16 protein-coding genes are annotated in these 17,327 nt (G+C 66.8%); 13 read left to right on the top strand and 3 right to left on the bottom strand.

What is annotated here, in order from left to right:
* Window positions 1-91 precede the first annotated feature (91 nt).
* The 9 genes from argC (at window position 92) to ACIP90_RS05945 (ending at window position 9,640) form a co-directional block, all read left to right on the top strand.
* Window positions 92-1,123: an N-acetyl-gamma-glutamyl-phosphate reductase gene (gene argC, locus ACIP90_RS05985; protein ID WP_400577736.1), complete on the top strand. Its 1,032-nt coding sequence runs from the start codon at window positions 92-94 to the stop codon at window positions 1,121-1,123.
* A complete protein-coding gene (gene argJ, locus ACIP90_RS05980) occupies window positions 1,120-2,286 on the top strand; it encodes a bifunctional glutamate N-acetyltransferase/amino-acid acetyltransferase ArgJ (RefSeq protein WP_400577735.1) in 1,167 nt (388 codons plus the stop codon). Before argC ends, argJ begins: the two co-directional genes overlap by 4 nt.
* A gap of 30 nt (window positions 2,287-2,316) precedes the next feature.
* Window positions 2,317-3,273: an acetylglutamate kinase gene (gene argB / locus ACIP90_RS05975; RefSeq protein WP_400577734.1), complete on the top strand. Its 957-nt coding sequence runs from the start codon at window positions 2,317-2,319 to the stop codon at window positions 3,271-3,273.
* Window positions 3,270-4,532, top strand: coding sequence for an acetylornithine transaminase (locus ACIP90_RS05970; protein WP_400577732.1), 1,263 nt, complete (start codon window positions 3,270-3,272; stop codon window positions 4,530-4,532). The genes argB and ACIP90_RS05970 overlap by 4 nt, the downstream gene beginning before the upstream one ends.
* 23 nt (window positions 4,533-4,555) lie before the next feature.
* Window positions 4,556-5,536 (top strand): ornithine carbamoyltransferase, encoded by a 981-nt coding sequence (argF, locus tag ACIP90_RS05965; RefSeq protein ID WP_400578294.1) that lies wholly within the window; start codon window positions 4,556-4,558, stop codon window positions 5,534-5,536.
* Complete coding sequence (locus ACIP90_RS05960; RefSeq protein ID WP_400577731.1) at window positions 5,537-6,067, top strand: arginine repressor; 531 nt, start codon at window positions 5,537-5,539, stop codon at window positions 6,065-6,067.
* Between the two features lie 99 nt (window positions 6,068-6,166).
* Complete coding sequence (locus ACIP90_RS05955) at window positions 6,167-7,372, top strand: argininosuccinate synthase (protein ID WP_400577730.1); 1,206 nt, start codon at window positions 6,167-6,169, stop codon at window positions 7,370-7,372.
* Window positions 7,373-8,788, top strand: coding sequence for an argininosuccinate lyase (gene argH / locus ACIP90_RS05950; protein WP_400577729.1), 1,416 nt, complete (start codon window positions 7,373-7,375; stop codon window positions 8,786-8,788).
* Between the two features lie 99 nt (window positions 8,789-8,887).
* Window positions 8,888-9,640: a maleylpyruvate isomerase family mycothiol-dependent enzyme gene (locus tag ACIP90_RS05945; RefSeq protein ID WP_400577728.1), complete on the top strand. Its 753-nt coding sequence runs from the start codon at window positions 8,888-8,890 to the stop codon at window positions 9,638-9,640.
* A gap of 6 nt (window positions 9,641-9,646) precedes the next feature.
* Here ACIP90_RS05945 and ACIP90_RS05940 read toward each other — a convergent pair whose 3' ends face one another.
* Both ACIP90_RS05940 and ACIP90_RS05935 read right to left on the bottom strand, forming a co-directional pair.
* Window positions 9,647-10,168, bottom strand: a complete 522-nt coding sequence (locus ACIP90_RS05940) for a methylated-DNA--[protein]-cysteine S-methyltransferase (protein WP_400578292.1) — start codon at window positions 10,166-10,168, stop codon at window positions 9,647-9,649.
* A gap of 38 nt (window positions 10,169-10,206) precedes the next feature.
* Entirely contained in the window at window positions 10,207-11,787 is a 1,581-nt protein-coding gene (locus ACIP90_RS05935; RefSeq protein ID WP_400577727.1) for an AlkA N-terminal domain-containing protein, read from the bottom strand.
* Between the two features lie 197 nt (window positions 11,788-11,984).
* Here ACIP90_RS05935 and ACIP90_RS05930 point away from each other — a divergent pair, with 197 nt between their 5' ends.
* The 4 genes from ACIP90_RS05930 to tyrS all read left to right on the top strand — a co-directional run bounded on the left by ACIP90_RS05930 (window position 11,985) and on the right by tyrS (window position 16,914).
* Window positions 11,985-12,635 (top strand): DNA-3-methyladenine glycosylase, encoded by a 651-nt coding sequence (locus ACIP90_RS05930; RefSeq protein ID WP_400577725.1) that lies wholly within the window; start codon window positions 11,985-11,987, stop codon window positions 12,633-12,635.
* Window positions 12,632-13,189, top strand: a complete 558-nt coding sequence (locus tag ACIP90_RS05925) for an adenine phosphoribosyltransferase (protein WP_400577724.1) — start codon at window positions 12,632-12,634, stop codon at window positions 13,187-13,189. The genes ACIP90_RS05930 and ACIP90_RS05925 overlap by 4 nt, the downstream gene beginning before the upstream one ends.
* A 112-nt stretch (window positions 13,190-13,301) precedes the next feature.
* Window positions 13,302-15,530, top strand: coding sequence for a HelD family protein (locus ACIP90_RS05920; RefSeq protein WP_400577723.1), 2,229 nt, complete (start codon window positions 13,302-13,304; stop codon window positions 15,528-15,530).
* A 70-nt stretch (window positions 15,531-15,600) separates the two neighbouring features.
* Complete coding sequence (gene tyrS, locus ACIP90_RS05915) at window positions 15,601-16,914, top strand: tyrosine--tRNA ligase (RefSeq protein ID WP_400577721.1); 1,314 nt, start codon at window positions 15,601-15,603, stop codon at window positions 16,912-16,914.
* 124 nt (window positions 16,915-17,038) lie between these two features.
* On the opposite strand, the gene ACIP90_RS05910 is transcribed toward tyrS, so the two are convergent.
* Window positions 17,039-17,327 (bottom strand): hypothetical protein (locus tag ACIP90_RS05910; protein WP_400577720.1); only part of this gene is annotated, 289 nt, incomplete at its 5' end.

Raw genomic sequence — 17,327 nt, 5'->3', positions numbered from 1 at the left:
GCGGGGCCTGGCAGGGCGGTTCTGGCAGAGCGTAGACAATCGATGCATAAATATCGGGATCTATGCATAGTCTTGCTGTATAGTCGTTGGCATGACTATTTCTGTTGCCGTCTCCGGCGCGAGCGGTTATGCCGGCGGCGAGGTGCTCCGCCTTCTGTCCGGTCACCCTGACGTCACCATCGGTGCCATCACAGCGCACAGCAACGCCGGTTCCAGACTAGGCGAACTGCAGCCGCATCTCCATGGCCTGTCCAGCCGCATTCTTGAGGACACCACGGTGGAGAACCTGTCCGGGCACGACGTCGTATTCCTCGCCCTGCCGCACGGGGCATCCGCGGAGATCGCTGCGCAGCTGCCTGAAGGCACGGTAGTGATTGACGCCGGAGCAGATCACCGCCTGGAGGACGCTGGTGCGTGGGAAAAGTTCTACGGCTCCGCGCACGCAGGCACCTGGCCCTACGGCCTGCCCGAGCTGCCTGGGCAGCGGGAGAAGCTGAAGGGCGCCACGCGGATCGCCGTCCCGGGCTGCTACCCGACGTCGGCACTGCTGGCACTCACGCCCGGTTTCGCCGCCGGGCTGCTCCAGGGGGACGACGTCGTCATCGTCGCCGCCTCCGGCACGTCGGGGGCCGGCAAGGCCGCCAAGGTCAACCTGATCGGTGCCGAGGTTATGGGATCCATGAGCCCTTACGGAGTCGGCGGCGGCCACCGCCACACTCCGGAAATCGAGCAGGGACTGTCCAATGCCGGGGGAGAGGCCGTGACCGTGTCCTTCACTCCCACGCTGGCCCCTATGAGCCGGGGCATCCTGACCACTGCCACCGCCAGGGTCAAGCCCGGTGTCGGGGCCGATGAGCTCCGCAGCGCGTGGACCGAGGCGTACGACGACGAGCCGTTCGTCCACCTGCTTCCGGAAGGCCACTGGCCCTCCACAAAATCCGTGCAGGGGTCCAACCACGCGGCCATGCAGCTCGCCTTCGATGCGCACGCCGGACGCGTGATCGTCACCTGTGCCATCGACAACCTGACCAAGGGGACCGCGGGTGGCGCCGTGCAGTCCATGAACATTGCCCTCGGCCTGGCCGAAACCGCCGGCCTCAACCTGCAGGGAGTTGCCCCGTGACCGTTACCGTGCCCCAGGGATTCCGCGCTGCCGGCGTCAAGGCTGGCCTTAAGGCCTCCGGAAACCCGGACCTTGCCCTTGTGGTCAATGACGGCCCCTCCAAGGCGGCGGCAGCCGTTTTCACGTCGAACCGCGTGGCCGCCGCGCCCGTCCACTGGTCGCGCCAGGTGGTGTCTGACGGCCGCGTGGACGCCGTCATCCTGAACTCTGGCGGAGCCAACGCCTGCACCGGGCCGCAGGGCTTCCAGAACACGCACACGACGGCCGAGAAAACGGCCGAGGTCCTCGGTATTTCCGCCACCGACGTTTTTGTCTGCTCCACCGGCCTGATCGGCGAGCAGTTGCCCATGGACAAGATCGTCCCTGGGATCGACGCCGCTGCCGCCGCCCTCAGTGAGGACGGCGGTGCGGAGGCCGCAGCGGCCATCATGACCACGGACACGGTGCCCAAGCAGGCAGTCTTCAGCGGAGCGGATGCGGAAGGCAAAGGGTTCACCATCGGCGGCATCGCCAAGGGTGCCGGCATGCTCGCGCCCGGGCTGGCCACCATGCTGGTGGTCCTCACCACGGATGCCGACGTCCCGGCCGAAATGCTCGACCTCGTCCTCCGCGATGTCACCCGCGTCACCTTTGACCGGGCGGACTCCGACGGCTGCATGTCCACCAACGACACCGTGGTGCTGCTGGCGTCGGGGGCCTCCGGTGCCGTGCCGTCTCCCGCGACGTTCGGCGAGGGGCTCACCCAGGTATGCGCCGAACTCGCCCGCAAGCTGATCGGCGACGCCGAGGGCGCCAGCCACGACATTGCCATCCGGACGTTCAATGCCGCCAGCGAACGCGATGCCGAAACCGTCAGCCGGGCCGTGGCCCGGTCCAATCTCTTCAAGGCGGCCATCTTCGGCAAGGACCCGAACTGGGGCCGTGTCCTGTCCGCGGTCGGAACCACGGACGCCGTCTTTGACCCCGACGCCCTGAACGTCTCCATGAACGGCATCCAGATCTGCCAGAACGGCAGCATCGGCCAGGACCGCAAGCTGGTGGACCTCGAACCGCGCGAAGTGCACGTGGAGATCGACCTGCAGGCCGGCAGCGCCGAAGCCACCATCTGGACCAACGACCTCACCCACGACTACGTGCACGAGAACAGCGCGTACTCAAGCTAGATCCACCAGCCCTCCTGGAGAAACGGCAGCATGAACACCAAGACCCGCGAGACCACGTCCATGCGTGACGCCCAAGGCAAGGCCGGCACGCTGATCGAAGCACTGCCCTGGATCCAGCGCTTTGCCGGAACCACCATGGTGATCAAATATGGCGGCAACGCCATGGTCAACGACGAGTTGCGCCGCGCCTTCGCCGAAGACGTCGTCTTCCTGCACCACGTGGGAATCCACCCCGTAGTGGTGCACGGCGGCGGCCCGCAGATCAACGCCATGCTGAGCCGGCTGGGCATCGAGTCCGAGTTCAAGGGCGGCCTGCGTGTGACCACCCCCGAGGCGATGGATGTGGTGCGCATGGTCCTCACCGGCCAGGTGGGCCGCGAACTCGTGGGCCTCATCAACTCCCACGGGCCTTACGCCGTGGGCATGTCCGGTGAAGACGGCGGCCTGCTGCGGGCAGTCCGCACGGGAACCGTGGTGGACGGCGAAGAGGTGGACCTTGGCCTGGTGGGCGAAGTGGTGGGCGTCAACCCCGAAGGCATCGTGGACATCCTGGCCGCGGGCCGCATCCCGGTGATCTCCACGGTTGCCCCGGAAATTACCCGGGACGGCACGGCAGACGGAGGACAGCGCGGCCAGACCACCGGGCAGGTCCTGAACGTCAATGCGGACACCGCGGCAGCCGCGCTGGCCGAAGCCCTCGGTGCCTCCAAACTGGTCATCCTGACCGACGTCGAAGGCCTCTTCGCGAACTGGCCGGACCGCTCGTCCCTGATTTCGTCCCTGACAGCGTCCGAACTCCGCGACCTGCTGCCCTCGCTGGAATCCGGCATGATCCCCAAGATGGAGGCCTGCCTGAAGGCTGTCGAGGGGGGCGTGGAACGGGCACACATCGTGGACGGGCGGCTCGCGCACTCGATGCTGCTGGAGACATTTACGACGGCGGGGATCGGCACGCAGGTGGTCCCGGACGAGGAGACGAACGCATGAACCCCACAGAAGCTGAACTCGCGGAAACGCCCGCCGACGCCATAGCCGGGCACTCCAGCGGAGCCGAGTGGCTGGCCCGCTACTCGTCCTCGCTGATGGGAGTGTTCGGCACTCCGCAGCGCGTCCTGGTCCGCGGGGCAGGGTGCCTCGTCTGGGATGCTGACGGCAAGGAGTACCTGGACCTGCTCGGCGGCATCGCTGTCAACGCCCTGGGACACGCCCATCCGTTCGTGACGTCGGTAATTGCCAGCCAGCTGGCCACGCTGGGGCATGTCTCCAACTTTTTCACAAGCCCCACGCAGATCGCCCTGGCCGAGAAACTCCTCGCGCTGAGCAAGGCGCCGGCCGGCTCGAAGGTGTTCTTCACCAATTCCGGAACCGAGGCCAACGAGGCCGCGTTCAAGCTGGCACGCCGGAATTCCACCGGCTCCAACGGCAAGCCCCGAACCCGGATCATCGCGCTCGAGGGTGCCTTCCACGGCCGGACCATGGGCGCGCTTGCCCTGACGGCGAAGGAAGCCTACAGGGCACCCTTCGAGCCGATGCCCGGCGGTGTGGAGCACATCCCATTCGGCGATATCGAAGCGCTCCGCAACGCCGTGGACGACACCGTGGCCGCGGTCTTCCTGGAACCCATCCAGGGCGAGGCCGGGGTCCGGCCCCTTCCGGCCGGGTACCTGGAAGCCGCACGCGAGTTCACGTCACAGGCAGGGGCCCTGCTGGTCCTGGACGAGGTCCAGACAGGCATCGGCCGCACCGGAAAATGGCTGGCGAGCGAGGACGCCGGAATTGTCCCCGACGCCGTCACCCTGGCCAAGGGACTCGGCGGCGGCTTCCCCATCGGAGCGCTCCTCACATTCGGCGAGGAAACGTCGTCGCTCCTGTCCGCCGGCCAGCACGGCACCACGTTTGGCGGAAACCCCGTGGCCACGGCAGCGGCCCTGGCCACCCTGCACGCCATCGAAAGCCAGCAGGTGCTGGGCAACGTCCGGACGGTTGGGGAGCACATCCGCACTGCCCTGGCCGCAGTCGACGGTGTCACGGAGGTCCGCGGGGAGGGGCTGCTGATCGGCTTTGACCTGGATACGGACGTGGCGCCCGCGGCCGTGACCGCCGGCCTCGATGCCGGGTTCATCATCAACAGCCCGGGCCCGCGGACCATCAGGCTCGCCCCGCCCCTGATCCTTACGGAGGAGCAGGCGGACCGTTTCCTGGCCGCCCTTCCCGTCATCCTGCAAACCGCAAAGGACGCACAGTGACTTCAGAAGCTACTCCCAAAGCCATGACCCGCCACTTCCTCAAGGACACCGACCTGAGCCCGGCCGAGCAGGCCGAGGTCCTCGAGCTGGCCGTCCGCCTGAAGGCGGAGCCCTACAGCGTCCAGCCGTTCGCGGGGGAAGGCAGCGGCCGGAAGACGGTCGCCGTTATCTTCGACAAGACGTCCACCCGTACCCGGGTCTCGTTCGCCGCCGGCGTGGCGGACATGGGCGGCAACGCCCTGATCATCAACCCGGGTGAGGCACAGATCGGCCACAAGGAATCCGTGGAGGACACGGCCAAGGTGCTTGAGCGCATGGTCTCCACCATCGTGTGGCGCACGGGCGCCCACTCGGGCCTCGTCGCCATGGCGGAGAACTCCAAGGTCCCGGTCATCAATGCGCTGTGCGATGACTACCACCCCTGCCAGCTGCTGGCTGACTTGCTGGCAGTCAAGGAACACAAGGGCGAACTCAAGGGGCTCACCATGGCCTACCTCGGGGACGCGGCCAACAACATGGCCAACTCCTACCTGCTGGCGGGCGTCACTGCGGGGATGCATGTGCGCATCGCCGGTCCTGAAGGCTACCTGCCGGCGGCCGACATTGTCGCGGCAGCGGAAGAGCGGGCAGCAGAGACGGGCGGCTCTGTGCTTGTCACCACGGACGCCGCGGAAGCGCTCAAGGGCGCTGACGTCGTCGCCACCGACACGTGGGTTTCGATGGGACAGGAGGCCGAAAAGGAGGCCCGGCTCCAGCTGTTCCGCGAGTACTCCGTCGACGAGGCCGCCATGGCACTGGCGGCGGAAGACGCCGTCGTGCTCCACTGCCTTCCTGCCTACCGCGGCTACGAGATCTCGGCTGCCGTCATCGACGGCCCGCAATCGATTGTCTGGGACGAGGCGGAAAACCGCCTGCACGCCCAGAAGGCACTGATGGCCTGGCTCATGCACCGGTCCGGACTGGCCGTTGTTGACGGACTGTCGCCGGTGGCAGGGCAGGCCTAGTTGTCTGTCCAGCCACCCGCGCCGGGCGCGAGCCCGGCCACCAAGACGGCCCGGCAGGCGCGGATCACCGCGATCCTGACGGGCGAGTCGGTGCGGTCCCAGGCGGAGCTTGCAGCCCTGCTCGCGGACGACGGCGTGCAGGTCACCCAGGCCACGCTGTCCCGTGACCTCGTGGAGCTCGGAGCTGTCAGGGTCCGCGGGAAGGAAGGCGTGCTGGTCTACGCTGTCCCCGGCGAGGGTGGCGAACGGGCAGCGAAGAGCGGGGTCAGCCAGGAAATCCTCGACGCGCGGCTCGCCCGGCTGTGCGGCGAACTTCTGGTCACTGCCGAGGCGTCCGCGAACATCGCCGTGCTCCGCACACCCCCCGGGGCGGCGAACTTCCTGGCCCTGGCGATAGACCATTCGGTCATGCCGTCCGTCCTCGGCACCATCGCCGGAGACGACACCGTGCTGCTGGTCGCCCGCGATCCGCAGGGCGGGCCGGAACTCGCCGCGCGGTTTTTGCAGCTCGCGGAGGAAGCCGGCCAGTAGGCCGGGACAGTACCATTCAAGAATTTGGCCTGGCACAGCGGTGTGACAGGCTTTTCACCAGACAAACAAGTTCAACCAACCAACTAAGGAGCATTTGACGTGACTGAACGTATTGTTCTGGCCTACTCCGGTGGCCTCGATACTTCCGTAGCCATCGGCTGGATCGGTGAAGCGACCGGCGCCGAGGTCATCGCCGTGGCGGTCGACGTCGGACAGGGCGGCGAATCGCTGGAGACCATCCGCCAGCGCGCCCTGGGCTGCGGCGCCGTGGAGGCCTACGTGGCCGACGCAAGCGACGAATTCGCCAACGAATACGCCATGCCCACCCTGAAGGCCAACGCGCTCTACCAGGGCCACTACCCGCTGGTGTCCGCCATTTCCCGCCCCGTGATCGTCAAGCACCTCGTCAAGGCCGCCCGCGAGTTCGGCGCCACCACCGTGGCCCACGGCTGCACCGGCAAGGGCAACGACCAGGTCCGCTTCGAAGTGGGCATCCAGACCCTCGGCCCGGACCTGAAGTGCATCGCTCCGGTCCGCGACCTCGCCCTGACCCGCGACAAGGCCATCGCCTTCGCCGAGGAAAAGGGACTGCCGATCGAGACCACCAAGAAGAATCCGTACTCGATCGACCAGAACGTCTGGGGACGCGCCGTCGAGACCGGTTACCTTGAGGACATCTGGAACGCCCCTACCAAGGACATCTACGACTACACCGCCACCCCGGAGTTCCCGCCGGCACCGGATGAAGTCACCATCTCCTTCGAAGCCGGCATTCCGGTAGCCATCGACGGCGCTAAGGTCACCCCGCTGCAGGCCATCAAGGAACTCAACCGCCGCGCCGGCGCGCAGGGTGTGGGCCGCATCGACGTCGTCGAGGACCGCCTCGTGGGCATCAAGTCCCGGGAAATCTACGAAGCTCCGGGTGCGATGGCGCTGATCACCGCGCACAAGCACCTCGAGGACATCACCATCGAGCGTGAGCAGGCACGCTTCAAGGCCACCGTTGGCCAGCGCTGGGCCGAACTGGTCTACGACGGCCAGTGGTTCTCCCCGCTCAAGCGCTCCCTGGACGCCTTCATTGAAGACACCCAGAAGTACGTCTCCGGCGACATCCGCATGGTGCTGCACGGCGGCCAGGCAATCGTCAACGGACGCCGCTCCGAGACCTCGCTGTACGACTTCGACCTCGCCACGTACGACACCGGCGACACTTTCGACCAGTCGATGGCGCGCGGGTTCATCGAGCTGTGGGGCATGTCCGCCAAGGTTGCCTCCGGCCGCGACATCCGCGTCGCGGGGCAGTAAATGGCGTCCGCTACAAATGAGGGAGCACTGTGGGGCGGCCGGTTCGCCGGCGGCCCCGCGGACGCCCTGGCGGCGCTGAGCAAGTCCACGCACTTTGACTGGCGGCTGGCCCGCTACGACATCGCCGGCTCCACCGCCCACGCCCGCGTGCTGCACAAGGCCGGGCTGCTGGACGACTCCGAGCTCGAGGGCATGCTGTCGGCCCTCAAGCAGCTGGACGAGGACGTTGCGTCCGGCGCCTACCTGCCGGCGGAATCCGACGAGGACGTGCATGGATCGCTGGAGCGCGGTCTGATCGAGCGCGCCGGCACTCAGCTGGGCGGCAAGCTCCGCGCCGGGCGTTCGCGCAACGACCAGGTGGCCACGCTCGGCCGCATGTTCCTGCGCGACCATGCCCGGATCATCGCCCGCGGAGTGCTGGCCACAATCGACGCGCTTGTGGAGCAGGCCAAGGCCCACCCCGGCGTGGCCATGCCGGGGCGCACCCACCTGCAGCACGCCCAGCCCGTACTGCTGAGCCATCACCTGCTGGCCCACGCGTGGGCGCTGCTGCGCGATGTGCAGCGGCTGCAGGACTGGGATAAGCGCGCCGGCGTCTCGCCTTATGGTTCCGGCGCCCTCGCCGGTTCCTCGCTGGGCCTGGACCCGGAGGCCGTCGCGGCCGACCTCGGGTTCTTCTCGGCAGTCCACAACTCGATCGACGGCACCGCTTCCCGCGATGTCTTCGCCGAGTTCGCCTGGGTTTGCTCCATGATCGGTGTGGACCTGTCCCGCGTGTCGGAGGAAGTGATCCTGTGGGCCACTAAGGAGTTCTCCTTCGTCACGCTGCACGACTCCTACTCCACCGGATCGTCCATCATGCCGCAGAAGAAGAACCCGGACGTGGCGGAACTTGCACGCGGCAAGGCCGGACGACTGATCGGCAACCTGACCGGCCTGCTTGCCACCCTGAAGGGCCTGCCGCTGGCGTACAACCGCGACCTGCAGGAGGACAAGGAACCGGTGTTCGACGCCGCGGACACCCTGGAGCTCCTGCTGCCGGCGGTCTCGGGCATGATCGCCACCCTGAAGTTCAACACCGAGCGGATGGAATCGCTGGCGCCGCAGGGCTTCGCGCTGGCCACGGACATCGCCGAGTGGCTGGTCCGCCAGGGCGTTCCGTTCCGTGAGGCGCACGAACTCTCGGGTGCCGCTGTGAAACAGGCCGAAAGCCGCGACGTCGAGCTCTGGGACCTGACGGATGAGGAGTACGCTGCCATTTCCGCGCACCTGACGCCCGAGGTCCGCACGGTCCTCAGCACGGAGGGTTCGCTCAACAGCCGCAACTCCCAGGGCGGCACCGCGCCGGCCGCCGTCGAACGCCAGCTGGCTGCGCTGGAAGCGGAGCTTGCCGGTGTACGCGAGTACGCGGGGTAGTTTTTGTTCCCCGAGATGGCACTTCGCGGCGGTTTTCACACACAACACTGCCGTGAAGTGCCATCTTGTTGCATTTAACGGCTCCGCTACTATGGCGGCATGAGCGCAATCACACCTGACACGGTGCTTACGGAACTGCACAAAGCGGCCGACGCCGTCGCCTCCCAGGCGGCACGCCTCACCGCCGGTGACGTCCCGGCGCCTTCTGAACTGCCCGGCTGGACGCGGGGACATGTCCTGGCGCACATCGCCGGCATCGCGAACGCAATGGCCCGGCAGCTCGAATATGCCTCCCGCGGGGAGTCCGTGGAGCTGTATGACGGCGGCTACGAAGGCCGCACCAAAGCCATCGAGATGTCCGCCGGCCACAGCCTGGACGAGCACCGTGCGGACCTGAGTGCTGCCCTGGACCGTGCGCTGCGTGCATTTGACGCCCTGGATGCGGCCGGCTGGCAGGTGCCCATTGCGTACCGCGGGGGCCTAGTGCTCGACGGCGGCCTCGCCCTCTGGCGCGAACTCGTCATCCATGGCTCTGATCTCGGCACGGGACGCGGGCCGGAAACCTGGAGCAGGCAATTCTGTGGGCACCTGTTCGACTTTCTGTCCGCCCGCGTGCCGGACGGGCAAAGGTTCCTGCTCCAGCCGCTGGGCCTGCCTCCGGTGACGATCGGGACCGGCGGGCGTTCCACGGTCATCAGCGGGATGGTCACGGATATCGCCGCCTGGCTCGCGGGACGTCAACCGTCCCTGGGCAGCCTGCGTGCCTCCGCAGCAGCCGACGATGTTGACCTGCCGGAGCTGCTTCCGTGGCCGTCCGGCGTGCCCCAGACCAACGTGCCCCAGGCCAAGTAGGCGCCGTCAGCCCGCCCGCAATGCGTCTTTATCGGTGTCTTTTTCGCGGGCCAGCAGGCTTTCCTTGATCCGCAGCCCCCACCGGAAACCACCGAGCGTGCCGTCCGTGCGGACCACGCGGTGGCACGGCACGAACAGCGCCGCGGCGTTGAAGGCGCAGGCGCTGGCCGCGGCGCGCACCGCCTTGGCGTTGCCGGACAGCTCCGCATACTCGGTGTAGGTTACCGGCGCTCCTGGTCGGACAGTCCTCAGGACATCCCAGGCGTGGGCCCGGAACGGACCCGACTTCTGCAGTACGGGCACGCTCATCGCCGGCCCCGGGTTGCCGGCATAGAAGGCCTCCACGGCCGCGGAAATGGCACCGAGGCCGTCCACGGTTTTGAAGGCAACCGGCAGCAGCTCCGGATGGATCTGGCCGGTGAGTTCGCTGGCGTCCGCAGTCCAGCCGGACGCTAACACCGCACCGTCGCGGGCGATGATCGTAAACGGGCCGTCCGGAGTGGCCATGGTGAGCAGCTGCGCCGTGATGGCCGTGCCCGTGTGCTCAACGCTCATGTTCTGTGCCTTCATGTCAGTGCCCTTGCGGCGATAGTTGGGGTGATGGTGGTCTTCGGGGTGCTGGTCGTTGGCGTGCCCGCTTTCGGCGCGCTGGTCCCTGGCGTGCCGGTCTTCGCGGCTGCCGCCGCGGCCCTCCAGAGGTGCATGGTGGCATAGGACCGCCACGGGCTGACCTCGGAGAAGTCGGAGGACAGGGCAGCGGCAGGTTCGGCGCCCAGCCCATCGGACACCCTGCCGGCTGACACCGCCCGGATCCCGTTGCGGACCGCGGCGTCGTTGGCCAGATAGATGTCGGGGGCGCCAATGACCCGCATCGCCACATATCCCACAGTCCAAGGGCCGACACCGGGCAGCGGCAGCAGCTTCGACCGCAGCCCGGGCAGGTCATCCCCGTAGCCCAGTTCCAGCTCACCGGATGCCAGTGAAGCTGCGGCTGCCACCAGTGAGTCTATTCTGCGTTGCGGTCCGCGCAGCAGTTCCCTGGCGGTTGCTGCGATTTGCTCGGGGGTGGGAAACAGCCTGTCCAGCCCGTCGCCCGGCACAGCGCTGGGATTGCCCGCGGCGGAGAGCTGCGTAAGCGCCGTCCGTGCCGCGGCTACCGTAATCTGCTGGCCGATCATGGCCCGGATGAGCAGTTCCTGCGGATCGAGGGCGCCGGGCATCCGGATGCCCGGTGTGGCGGCCACCGCCCGGGAGAGCCGGGGATCTCCGGCGAGGGCCTCGTCGATCGCCACCGGGTCGGCGTCAAGGTCGAACAGGCGGCGCACCCTGCTCAGCAGGGCCGGAAGATCACGCAGGTCCACGGCAGCGATGGCGAGCACCAGCGGCCGCGCGGGAGCATCAGCGCCGTACTCCAGGGTGAACCGGGCGTCTCCGTGCGGCAGTCGCAGGCAGCGGCCGTACGACGTTGGCGTTCCGGCCTCGATCCGCGGGATGGCGCGGACGGCAAGGAAGCTGAAGATCCCAGGGTCGAAGGGCTTCCGGTAGGGCAGATTCAGCGTGAGCGCAGTGCTGGCCGCCGGCGCCGGATGATGGTGCGCTGTGGCGCGAAGTGCCGTTGGCGTCATGGCGAACACCTCGCCGAGTGTCTCGTTGAACTGGCGCACGCTGCTGAAGCCGGCGGCGAACGCGATGTCCGCGAGTTTCATGGACGTGGATACCAGGAGCGTGCGGGCAGTCTGTGCCCTGCCGGCCCGTGCCAGCGAGAGCGGACCGGCGCCGAGCTCATGGCTCAGGATCCTGTTCAACTGCCGCGACGAGTATCCCAGGCGGGCGGCCAGCCCTTCCACGCCGTCACGGTTGATCACGCCGTCGTTGATGAGCCGCATGGCACGCCCCGCAACGTCCGAACGGATGTTCCATGCGGGGGTCCCGGGCACTGCCTCGGGCAGGCAGCGCTTGCAGGCACGGTAGCCGGCTTCATGGGCGGCTGCCGACGTTTCGTAGAACGTGACGTTCTCCGGCTTTGGCGTCCTCGCCGGGCACGACGGCCGGCAATAGATGCCCGTGGTTCGCACCGCCGTGTAGAACTGCCCGTCGAAACGGGTGTCCCGCGCGTCGATGGCGCGGTAGCGCTGCCAGAAGTCCATGACTCCATCCTGTCAGCCGGCAGGAAGCGCGGCTAGCGGAAATCGGACATGGCCGTTCCGCCTGGAGTGCCGAGCCGGACCAGCCCAGCTTTGCGCGCTCGGCCTCGGCCTCCCGCTTCCACTGCTGCGGAAAGAGCCGCAAAACCGGGCCAGTCCGGCATGCATCCTCGGGTGCACCCGTGGGTAAAGTCGGAAGCATGACCACCAGCGGACCCCTGCGGCAGTTCCTGTCCGGCGATGCGAGGGAAATCGCCCCGCTGCTCCTGGGGGCCGTCCTGACCTACACGAGTGTCCAGGGCGCCGTAGCTGTCCGCATCACCGAGCTGGAGGCTTATATGGGCCCCGTGGACTCCCTCCACCCTGACCCCGGCTCCCATACCTACCGCGGCCCCACCCGCAGGAACGCCCCCATGTTCGGTCCAGCCGGCCACCTCTACGTCTATTTCACGTATGGCATGCACCACTGCGCCAACATCGTCTGCGGGCCCGCCGGCCACGCCTCCGCCGTCCTGCTGCGCGCCGGCGAAATAGTTGAGGGCCGGGAACTGGCCCTCGCACGGCGGCCCACATCGAAATCCGCCAAGGACCTGGCCAGCGGTCCGGCCCGGCTCGCCACAGCGCTCGGGCTGACCACCGAGGACAGCGGAAGGGACGCCCTGAGCCCGCCGTTCGGTTTGGCCCTGCCGCCTGCACCGGCCGCGCACGTCAGCACTGGTCCCCGGGTGGGCGTTGCCGGGCACGGCGGCACGCACGACTATCCGTGGCGCTTTTGGCTGACGGGGGACCCCACGGTGTCCCGCTACAAGGCGGCGAAGGCGCGCCCGGCTCCGCGTAGGCTGGACGGGTGAATTACAGCGAGCAGACACCGGCCCCGAAATCCGTTCCCGTGGACGAGCTGATCACCGGGCTTTGCGCCACGGTGCCGGACTATCCGAAGCCGGGGATTATGTTCAAGGACCTGACTCCGGTTTTCGCCAATGGCCCGGCGCTGCGGTCGGTCGTGGGTGCCCTGGTGGAGCCGTTCAAGGGCCAGTTCGACGCCGTGGCCGGCGTGGAGGCGCGTGGATTCCTGCTCGCCGCCGCTGCCGCCTACGCCACGGGCACCGGGGTCATCACCGTGCGGAAGGCGGGCAAGCTGCCCCGCGAGGTGTACTCCGAGGACTACGCCCTGGAATACGGATCCTCCACTTTGGAGCTTCACACGACGGACCTGCCGGCAGGCAGCCGAGTGCTGATCCTGGACGATGTCCTGGCCACCGGCGGAACACTGAGTGCAGCTGTCCGGCTCTTCGAGCGCTGCGGCGTCCACGTCTCCGGAGTGGGCGTCGTCATGGAACTCGGCGAGCTGCGCGGCCGCGCCGCCCTTGCCGGGCACCGCGTGCGCTCACTGCTGCGTCTCTGACCCCGTTGCGGGGCGCCCGTCAGATAACCTGCTGTATGCAGCTCAACAGCCGCCACGGATACGGAAATGGTTGTAGAATGGACGGTCTGTCTTTTGCGATAGGGGAACGTTAATGCTCGACGCCGATTTGGCCCACGAACGGGACTATGTAGCCGGTCTATATGCACGGCTTGATGAATTGCGCGAGGAAAAACGCGCCCAGCTTGCGCAGGTGCGCCGCGCAGGCGCGGTGGGCACCATGCAGAACGTTTCCGAGCGCGACGCCTTCGCGGCCCTCTACGAGGACCGCCTGGCTCAACTCGATGCCGTCGACGACCGCTTGGTGTTTGGCCGGCTGGACCTCGACTCCGGAGAGGCGCAGTACATCGGCCGCATTGGCCTGACCACCGATGACCTGCAGCGGCTCATGGTGGACTGGCGTGCGCCCGAAGCAGGGCACTTCTATCAGGCCACGGCCTTCGACCGCCAGGGCGTGCGCCGGCGCAGGCACCTGATCCTCCAGGGGCGCGAGGTCAAGGCCATCGAAGACGACGTCCTGGACGCGGACATGCTGGCGGACAATGACTCACTGCAGGGTGAAGGGGCCCTGCTCGCCGCCCTGAACTCCAAGCGGACCGGCCGAATGTCGGACATTGTCGGCACCATCCAGTCCGAACAGGACCGCATCATCCGCTCCTCCATTTCCGGTGCCCTCGTGGTCCAGGGTGGACCGGGAACAGGCAAGACGGCCGTGGCGCTGCACCGCGCCGCCTACCTGCTCTACACGCACCGGGACAGGCTCAAGACAGCCGGCGTCCTCCTCGTAGGGCCGTCGTCGTCCTTCATGAAGTACATCGAACGGGTGCTGCCGTCGCTTGGCGAAACCGGCGTCGTTATGGCCAGCGTCGGCCGGCTCATGCCGGGCATCAACGCCGTCCCCGAGCCTGAGGCGGATGTTGCCGCCATCAAGGGGCGGCTGGACATGGCGGACGTCATTGCCAACGCCGTGGCCAACCGGCAGCGCATCCCGGCCGAAAACCGCATCCTCGAAGTGGACGGACGAAAGCTGGTCCTCACCCCGCGGCAGGTCCGCCGTGCACGCGAGCGGGCACGCTCCACCGGCAAGCCCCACAACGAAGCACGCGTCACGTTCGTCAAGATCCTGCTGCGGGAACTGACGGAGCAGATCACGGAGCTCGTGGAAGCGGGCAACATCGGCAACAATGCAGACCGGTCCTATCTTGCCGAGGACGTCCGCTCCGCACGGGATGTCCGCATTGCGCTGAACCTCTGCTGGATGCCGATGACGCCCGAAAAGCTGGTCGGTGAACTGCTGAGCAAGCCCGCGCTGCTGGAAGCGTGCACGCCAAAGCTCACCCCGCAGGAACGTGAGCTTTTGCTCCGCGCCCCTGATGCCCCCTGGACCGAGGCAGACGTGCCCCTCCTCGACGAGGCAGCCGAACTCCTCGGCGAGCTGGACCCCGCTGCGGGCCGCGGACTCGCCCAGCAGGAGCACGACCGTGCCCGCGACCTGGCCAACGCCCGGCAGACGCTCGTCAACATGGAGACGGCCGGTATCGACGCCCTGATGTCCGCCGAGGACCTCGTGGAACAAAACCAGGAGCGTGAGGCGCGGCTGACCGCGGCCGAGCGGGCCACGAGCGACCGCACCTGGGCGTTCGGCCACATCGTGGTGGACGAGGCGCAGGAACTCTCACCCATGCAGTGGCGCCTGCTCGTACGGCGCTGCCCGCTGAAGTCCTTCACGATCGTAGGCGACATCGCCCAGACCAGCTCCGTAGCCGGAGCCAAGTCCTGGCAGGGTGCCCTGGCACCCTTGTTCGGCGACCGTTGGCAGCTCGAAGAGCTCACCGTGAACTACCGGACGCCGTCGCAGATCGCCGAGGCGGCTGCGCGGATGGCCAACGCCGCCGGGCTCGTCGTGTCCGCACCGAAGGCGGTCCGGGAGGGCCGGTGGTCACCCATCATCGACCGCGTGGAGCCGGGCAACCTGGTCAGCCGGCTCGTGGAAGTGCTGCCTGAGGAACTGGACGCGATCGACGGCGGCCTGCTTGCGGTGATTGCCGACGGTGACCTTCTGCAGGAGGCGACCTCAGCGTTGCGCGCCATTTACGGCCACCGCCTCGGCACAGGTGCCGGGAGCTACGAACAGGACGTTGTGGTGATCAGCCCGAGGGAGGCCAAGGGGCTCGAATTCGACGGCGTCGTGGTCCTTGAACCGTCCATGATGCTGAATCACGAACACGGCCGTGTCGGGGACCTCTATGTGGCCATGACGCGGCCCACCCAGCGGTTGCGGCTCATCGCGGCTGCGGGGATTCCCGCCGGCATCGAACGCTAAGGCCGCAGGGAGCGGCCCGGGCAGCTGGCTACCAGCGCTCCGGGCCGCTGATCCTGCTAACTTAGAAGGCGTGCCACAACTAAACGACCTCGAATCCCAGCAGAACGATCCCAGCTTCGCCAACATCTGGCAGGAGCTCAAATGGCGCGGCCTCGTCCACGTCTCCACTGATGAGGTGGAACTGGAGAAGCTGCTCGCCGGGGATCCGGTCACGTATTACTGCGGGTTCGACCCCACGGCCCCCAGCCTGCATCTGGGAAACCTGGTCCAGCTCCTCCTCATGAGGCGCCTGCAGCTGGCCGGCCACAAACCACTGGGCCTCGTGGGCGGCTCCACCGGTCTCATCGGTGATCCGCGTCCGACGGCGGAACGCACCCTGAACACGAAGGACACAGTTTCCGAGTGGGTGGGCTACCTGCAGGCTCAGGTCCGCAGGTTCCTCAGCTTTGAAGGCCCCAATGCCGCGCACATGGTCAACAACCTGGACTGGACGGCGCCCCTGAGCGCCATCGACTTCCTGCGCGAGATCGGGAAGCACTACCGGGTGGGCACCATGCTGCGCAAGGACGCTGTTGCCTCACGCCTGAATTCCGAGGAGGGCATCAGCTACACAGAGTTCAGCTACCAGATCCTGCAGGGCATGGACTACCTCCACCTGTACCGCGACTACGGCTGCGTGCTGCAGACTGGCGGGTCGGACCAGTGGGGCAACCTCACCAGCGGCACGGAGCTCATCCGCAAGGTGGAGGGAAAAACCGTACACGCACTCGGCACCCCGCTCATCACCAACGCCGATGGCACAAAGTTCGGCAAGAGCGAAGGCAACGCCATCTGGCTGGACGCTGCCATGGTAAGCCCGTACACCTTCTACCAGTTCTGGCTGAACACCGCCGACGCCGATGTTGTCAACCGGCTGAAGGTGTTCACTTTCCTGACCCGGGCAGAGATCGAGGCTCTGGCCGTGTCCATAGCCGAGCGTCCATTCGCACGTGAAGGCCAGCGGAAGCTTGCCTACGAAGTCACGTCCCTGGTCCATGGGGTCGAGGCCACCGAGAAGGTGATTGCAGCATCGGCTGCGGTGTTCGGCAACGGTGATCTCTCCTTGCTGGACGAGCAGACCCTCGCCGCCGCAACGGCCGAGCTGCCGTCCGCCTCAGTGGACGAAGCAGGCCTTGGCATCATTGACCTGTTCGTCGCCTCCGGACTGTCCGAGAGCAAGTCCGCTGCACGGAGGGTTGTCGGCGAGGGCGGTGCCTACGTGAACAACGCCAAGGTGTCGGATCCGGACGCTGTCATTCCTGCGTCCGAACTGCTGCACGGAAAATACCTGCTGTTGCGCAGGGGCAAAAAGCACCTGGCCACCGTGCAGGTATCGGGCATCTAGCACCAGCAAGCATTCATTGCACGCTCCTCCGAGGCCGATTTGCACGGCCGCGGGGGAGCGTGTAATGTCTTCTGAGTCGCCGCCGCTGAGTGGTGACAAACCCCCTTCACTGAGAAGCAATTCCTCATGTGCCAAGCACAAAATGAAGAAGAGCTTCCAATAGTGCTGGGCGGATTCGGTTTACGAAGTGAATTTCTGGGAAACAACCCGGATTTGCAAAGTGAATATGAATGAAATAAGCTATAAACATCGCAGCGAAGAAATGCGAAACAAAGTAAATTGCAAATTCAATTGTAATTGTTTCGAGAAGTATTCGAATGTGTCTGTTGTTTGAGAACTCAATAGTGTGCCAAGTTTGTTGATACCGATTTTTTATGAATTGGTTGATTTGCCGGGCCTGTCCGCCCCTGTGG

Origin of the sequence: Arthrobacter sp. NPDC093139 (assembly GCF_044754165.1) — a bacterium.
Classification (GTDB): Bacteria; Actinomycetota; Actinomycetes; order Actinomycetales; family Micrococcaceae; genus Arthrobacter.
Note: the sequence above shows the minus strand (reverse complement) of the source record. Positions and strands in the feature narration are given on the sequence as shown.

What these genes read in the sequence shown, in the direction of transcription:
- argC (WP_400577736.1), top strand. Translation starts at nt 92, where the DNA reads ATGACTATTTCTGTTGCCGTCTCCGGCGCGAGCGGTTATGCCGGCGGC.
- ACIP90_RS05930 (WP_400577725.1), top strand. Translation starts at nt 11,985, where the DNA reads ATGACCACCAGCGGACCCCTGCGGCAGTTCCTGTCCGGCGATGCGAGG.
- argB (WP_400577734.1), top strand. Translation starts at nt 2,317, where the DNA reads ATGAACACCAAGACCCGCGAGACCACGTCCATGCGTGACGCCCAAGGC.
- ACIP90_RS05970 (WP_400577732.1), top strand. Translation starts at nt 3,270, where the DNA reads ATGAACCCCACAGAAGCTGAACTCGCGGAAACGCCCGCCGACGCCATA.
- ACIP90_RS05920 (WP_400577723.1), top strand. Translation starts at nt 13,302, where the DNA reads ATGCTCGACGCCGATTTGGCCCACGAACGGGACTATGTAGCCGGTCTA.
- ACIP90_RS05945 (WP_400577728.1), top strand. Translation starts at nt 8,888, where the DNA reads ATGAGCGCAATCACACCTGACACGGTGCTTACGGAACTGCACAAAGCG.
- argH (WP_400577729.1), top strand. Translation starts at nt 7,373, where the DNA reads ATGGCGTCCGCTACAAATGAGGGAGCACTGTGGGGCGGCCGGTTCGCC.
- argF (WP_400578294.1), top strand. Translation starts at nt 4,556, where the DNA reads ATGACCCGCCACTTCCTCAAGGACACCGACCTGAGCCCGGCCGAGCAG.
- ACIP90_RS05935 (WP_400577727.1), bottom strand. Translation starts at nt 11,787, where the DNA reads ATGGACTTCTGGCAGCGCTACCGCGCCATCGACGCGCGGGACACCCGT.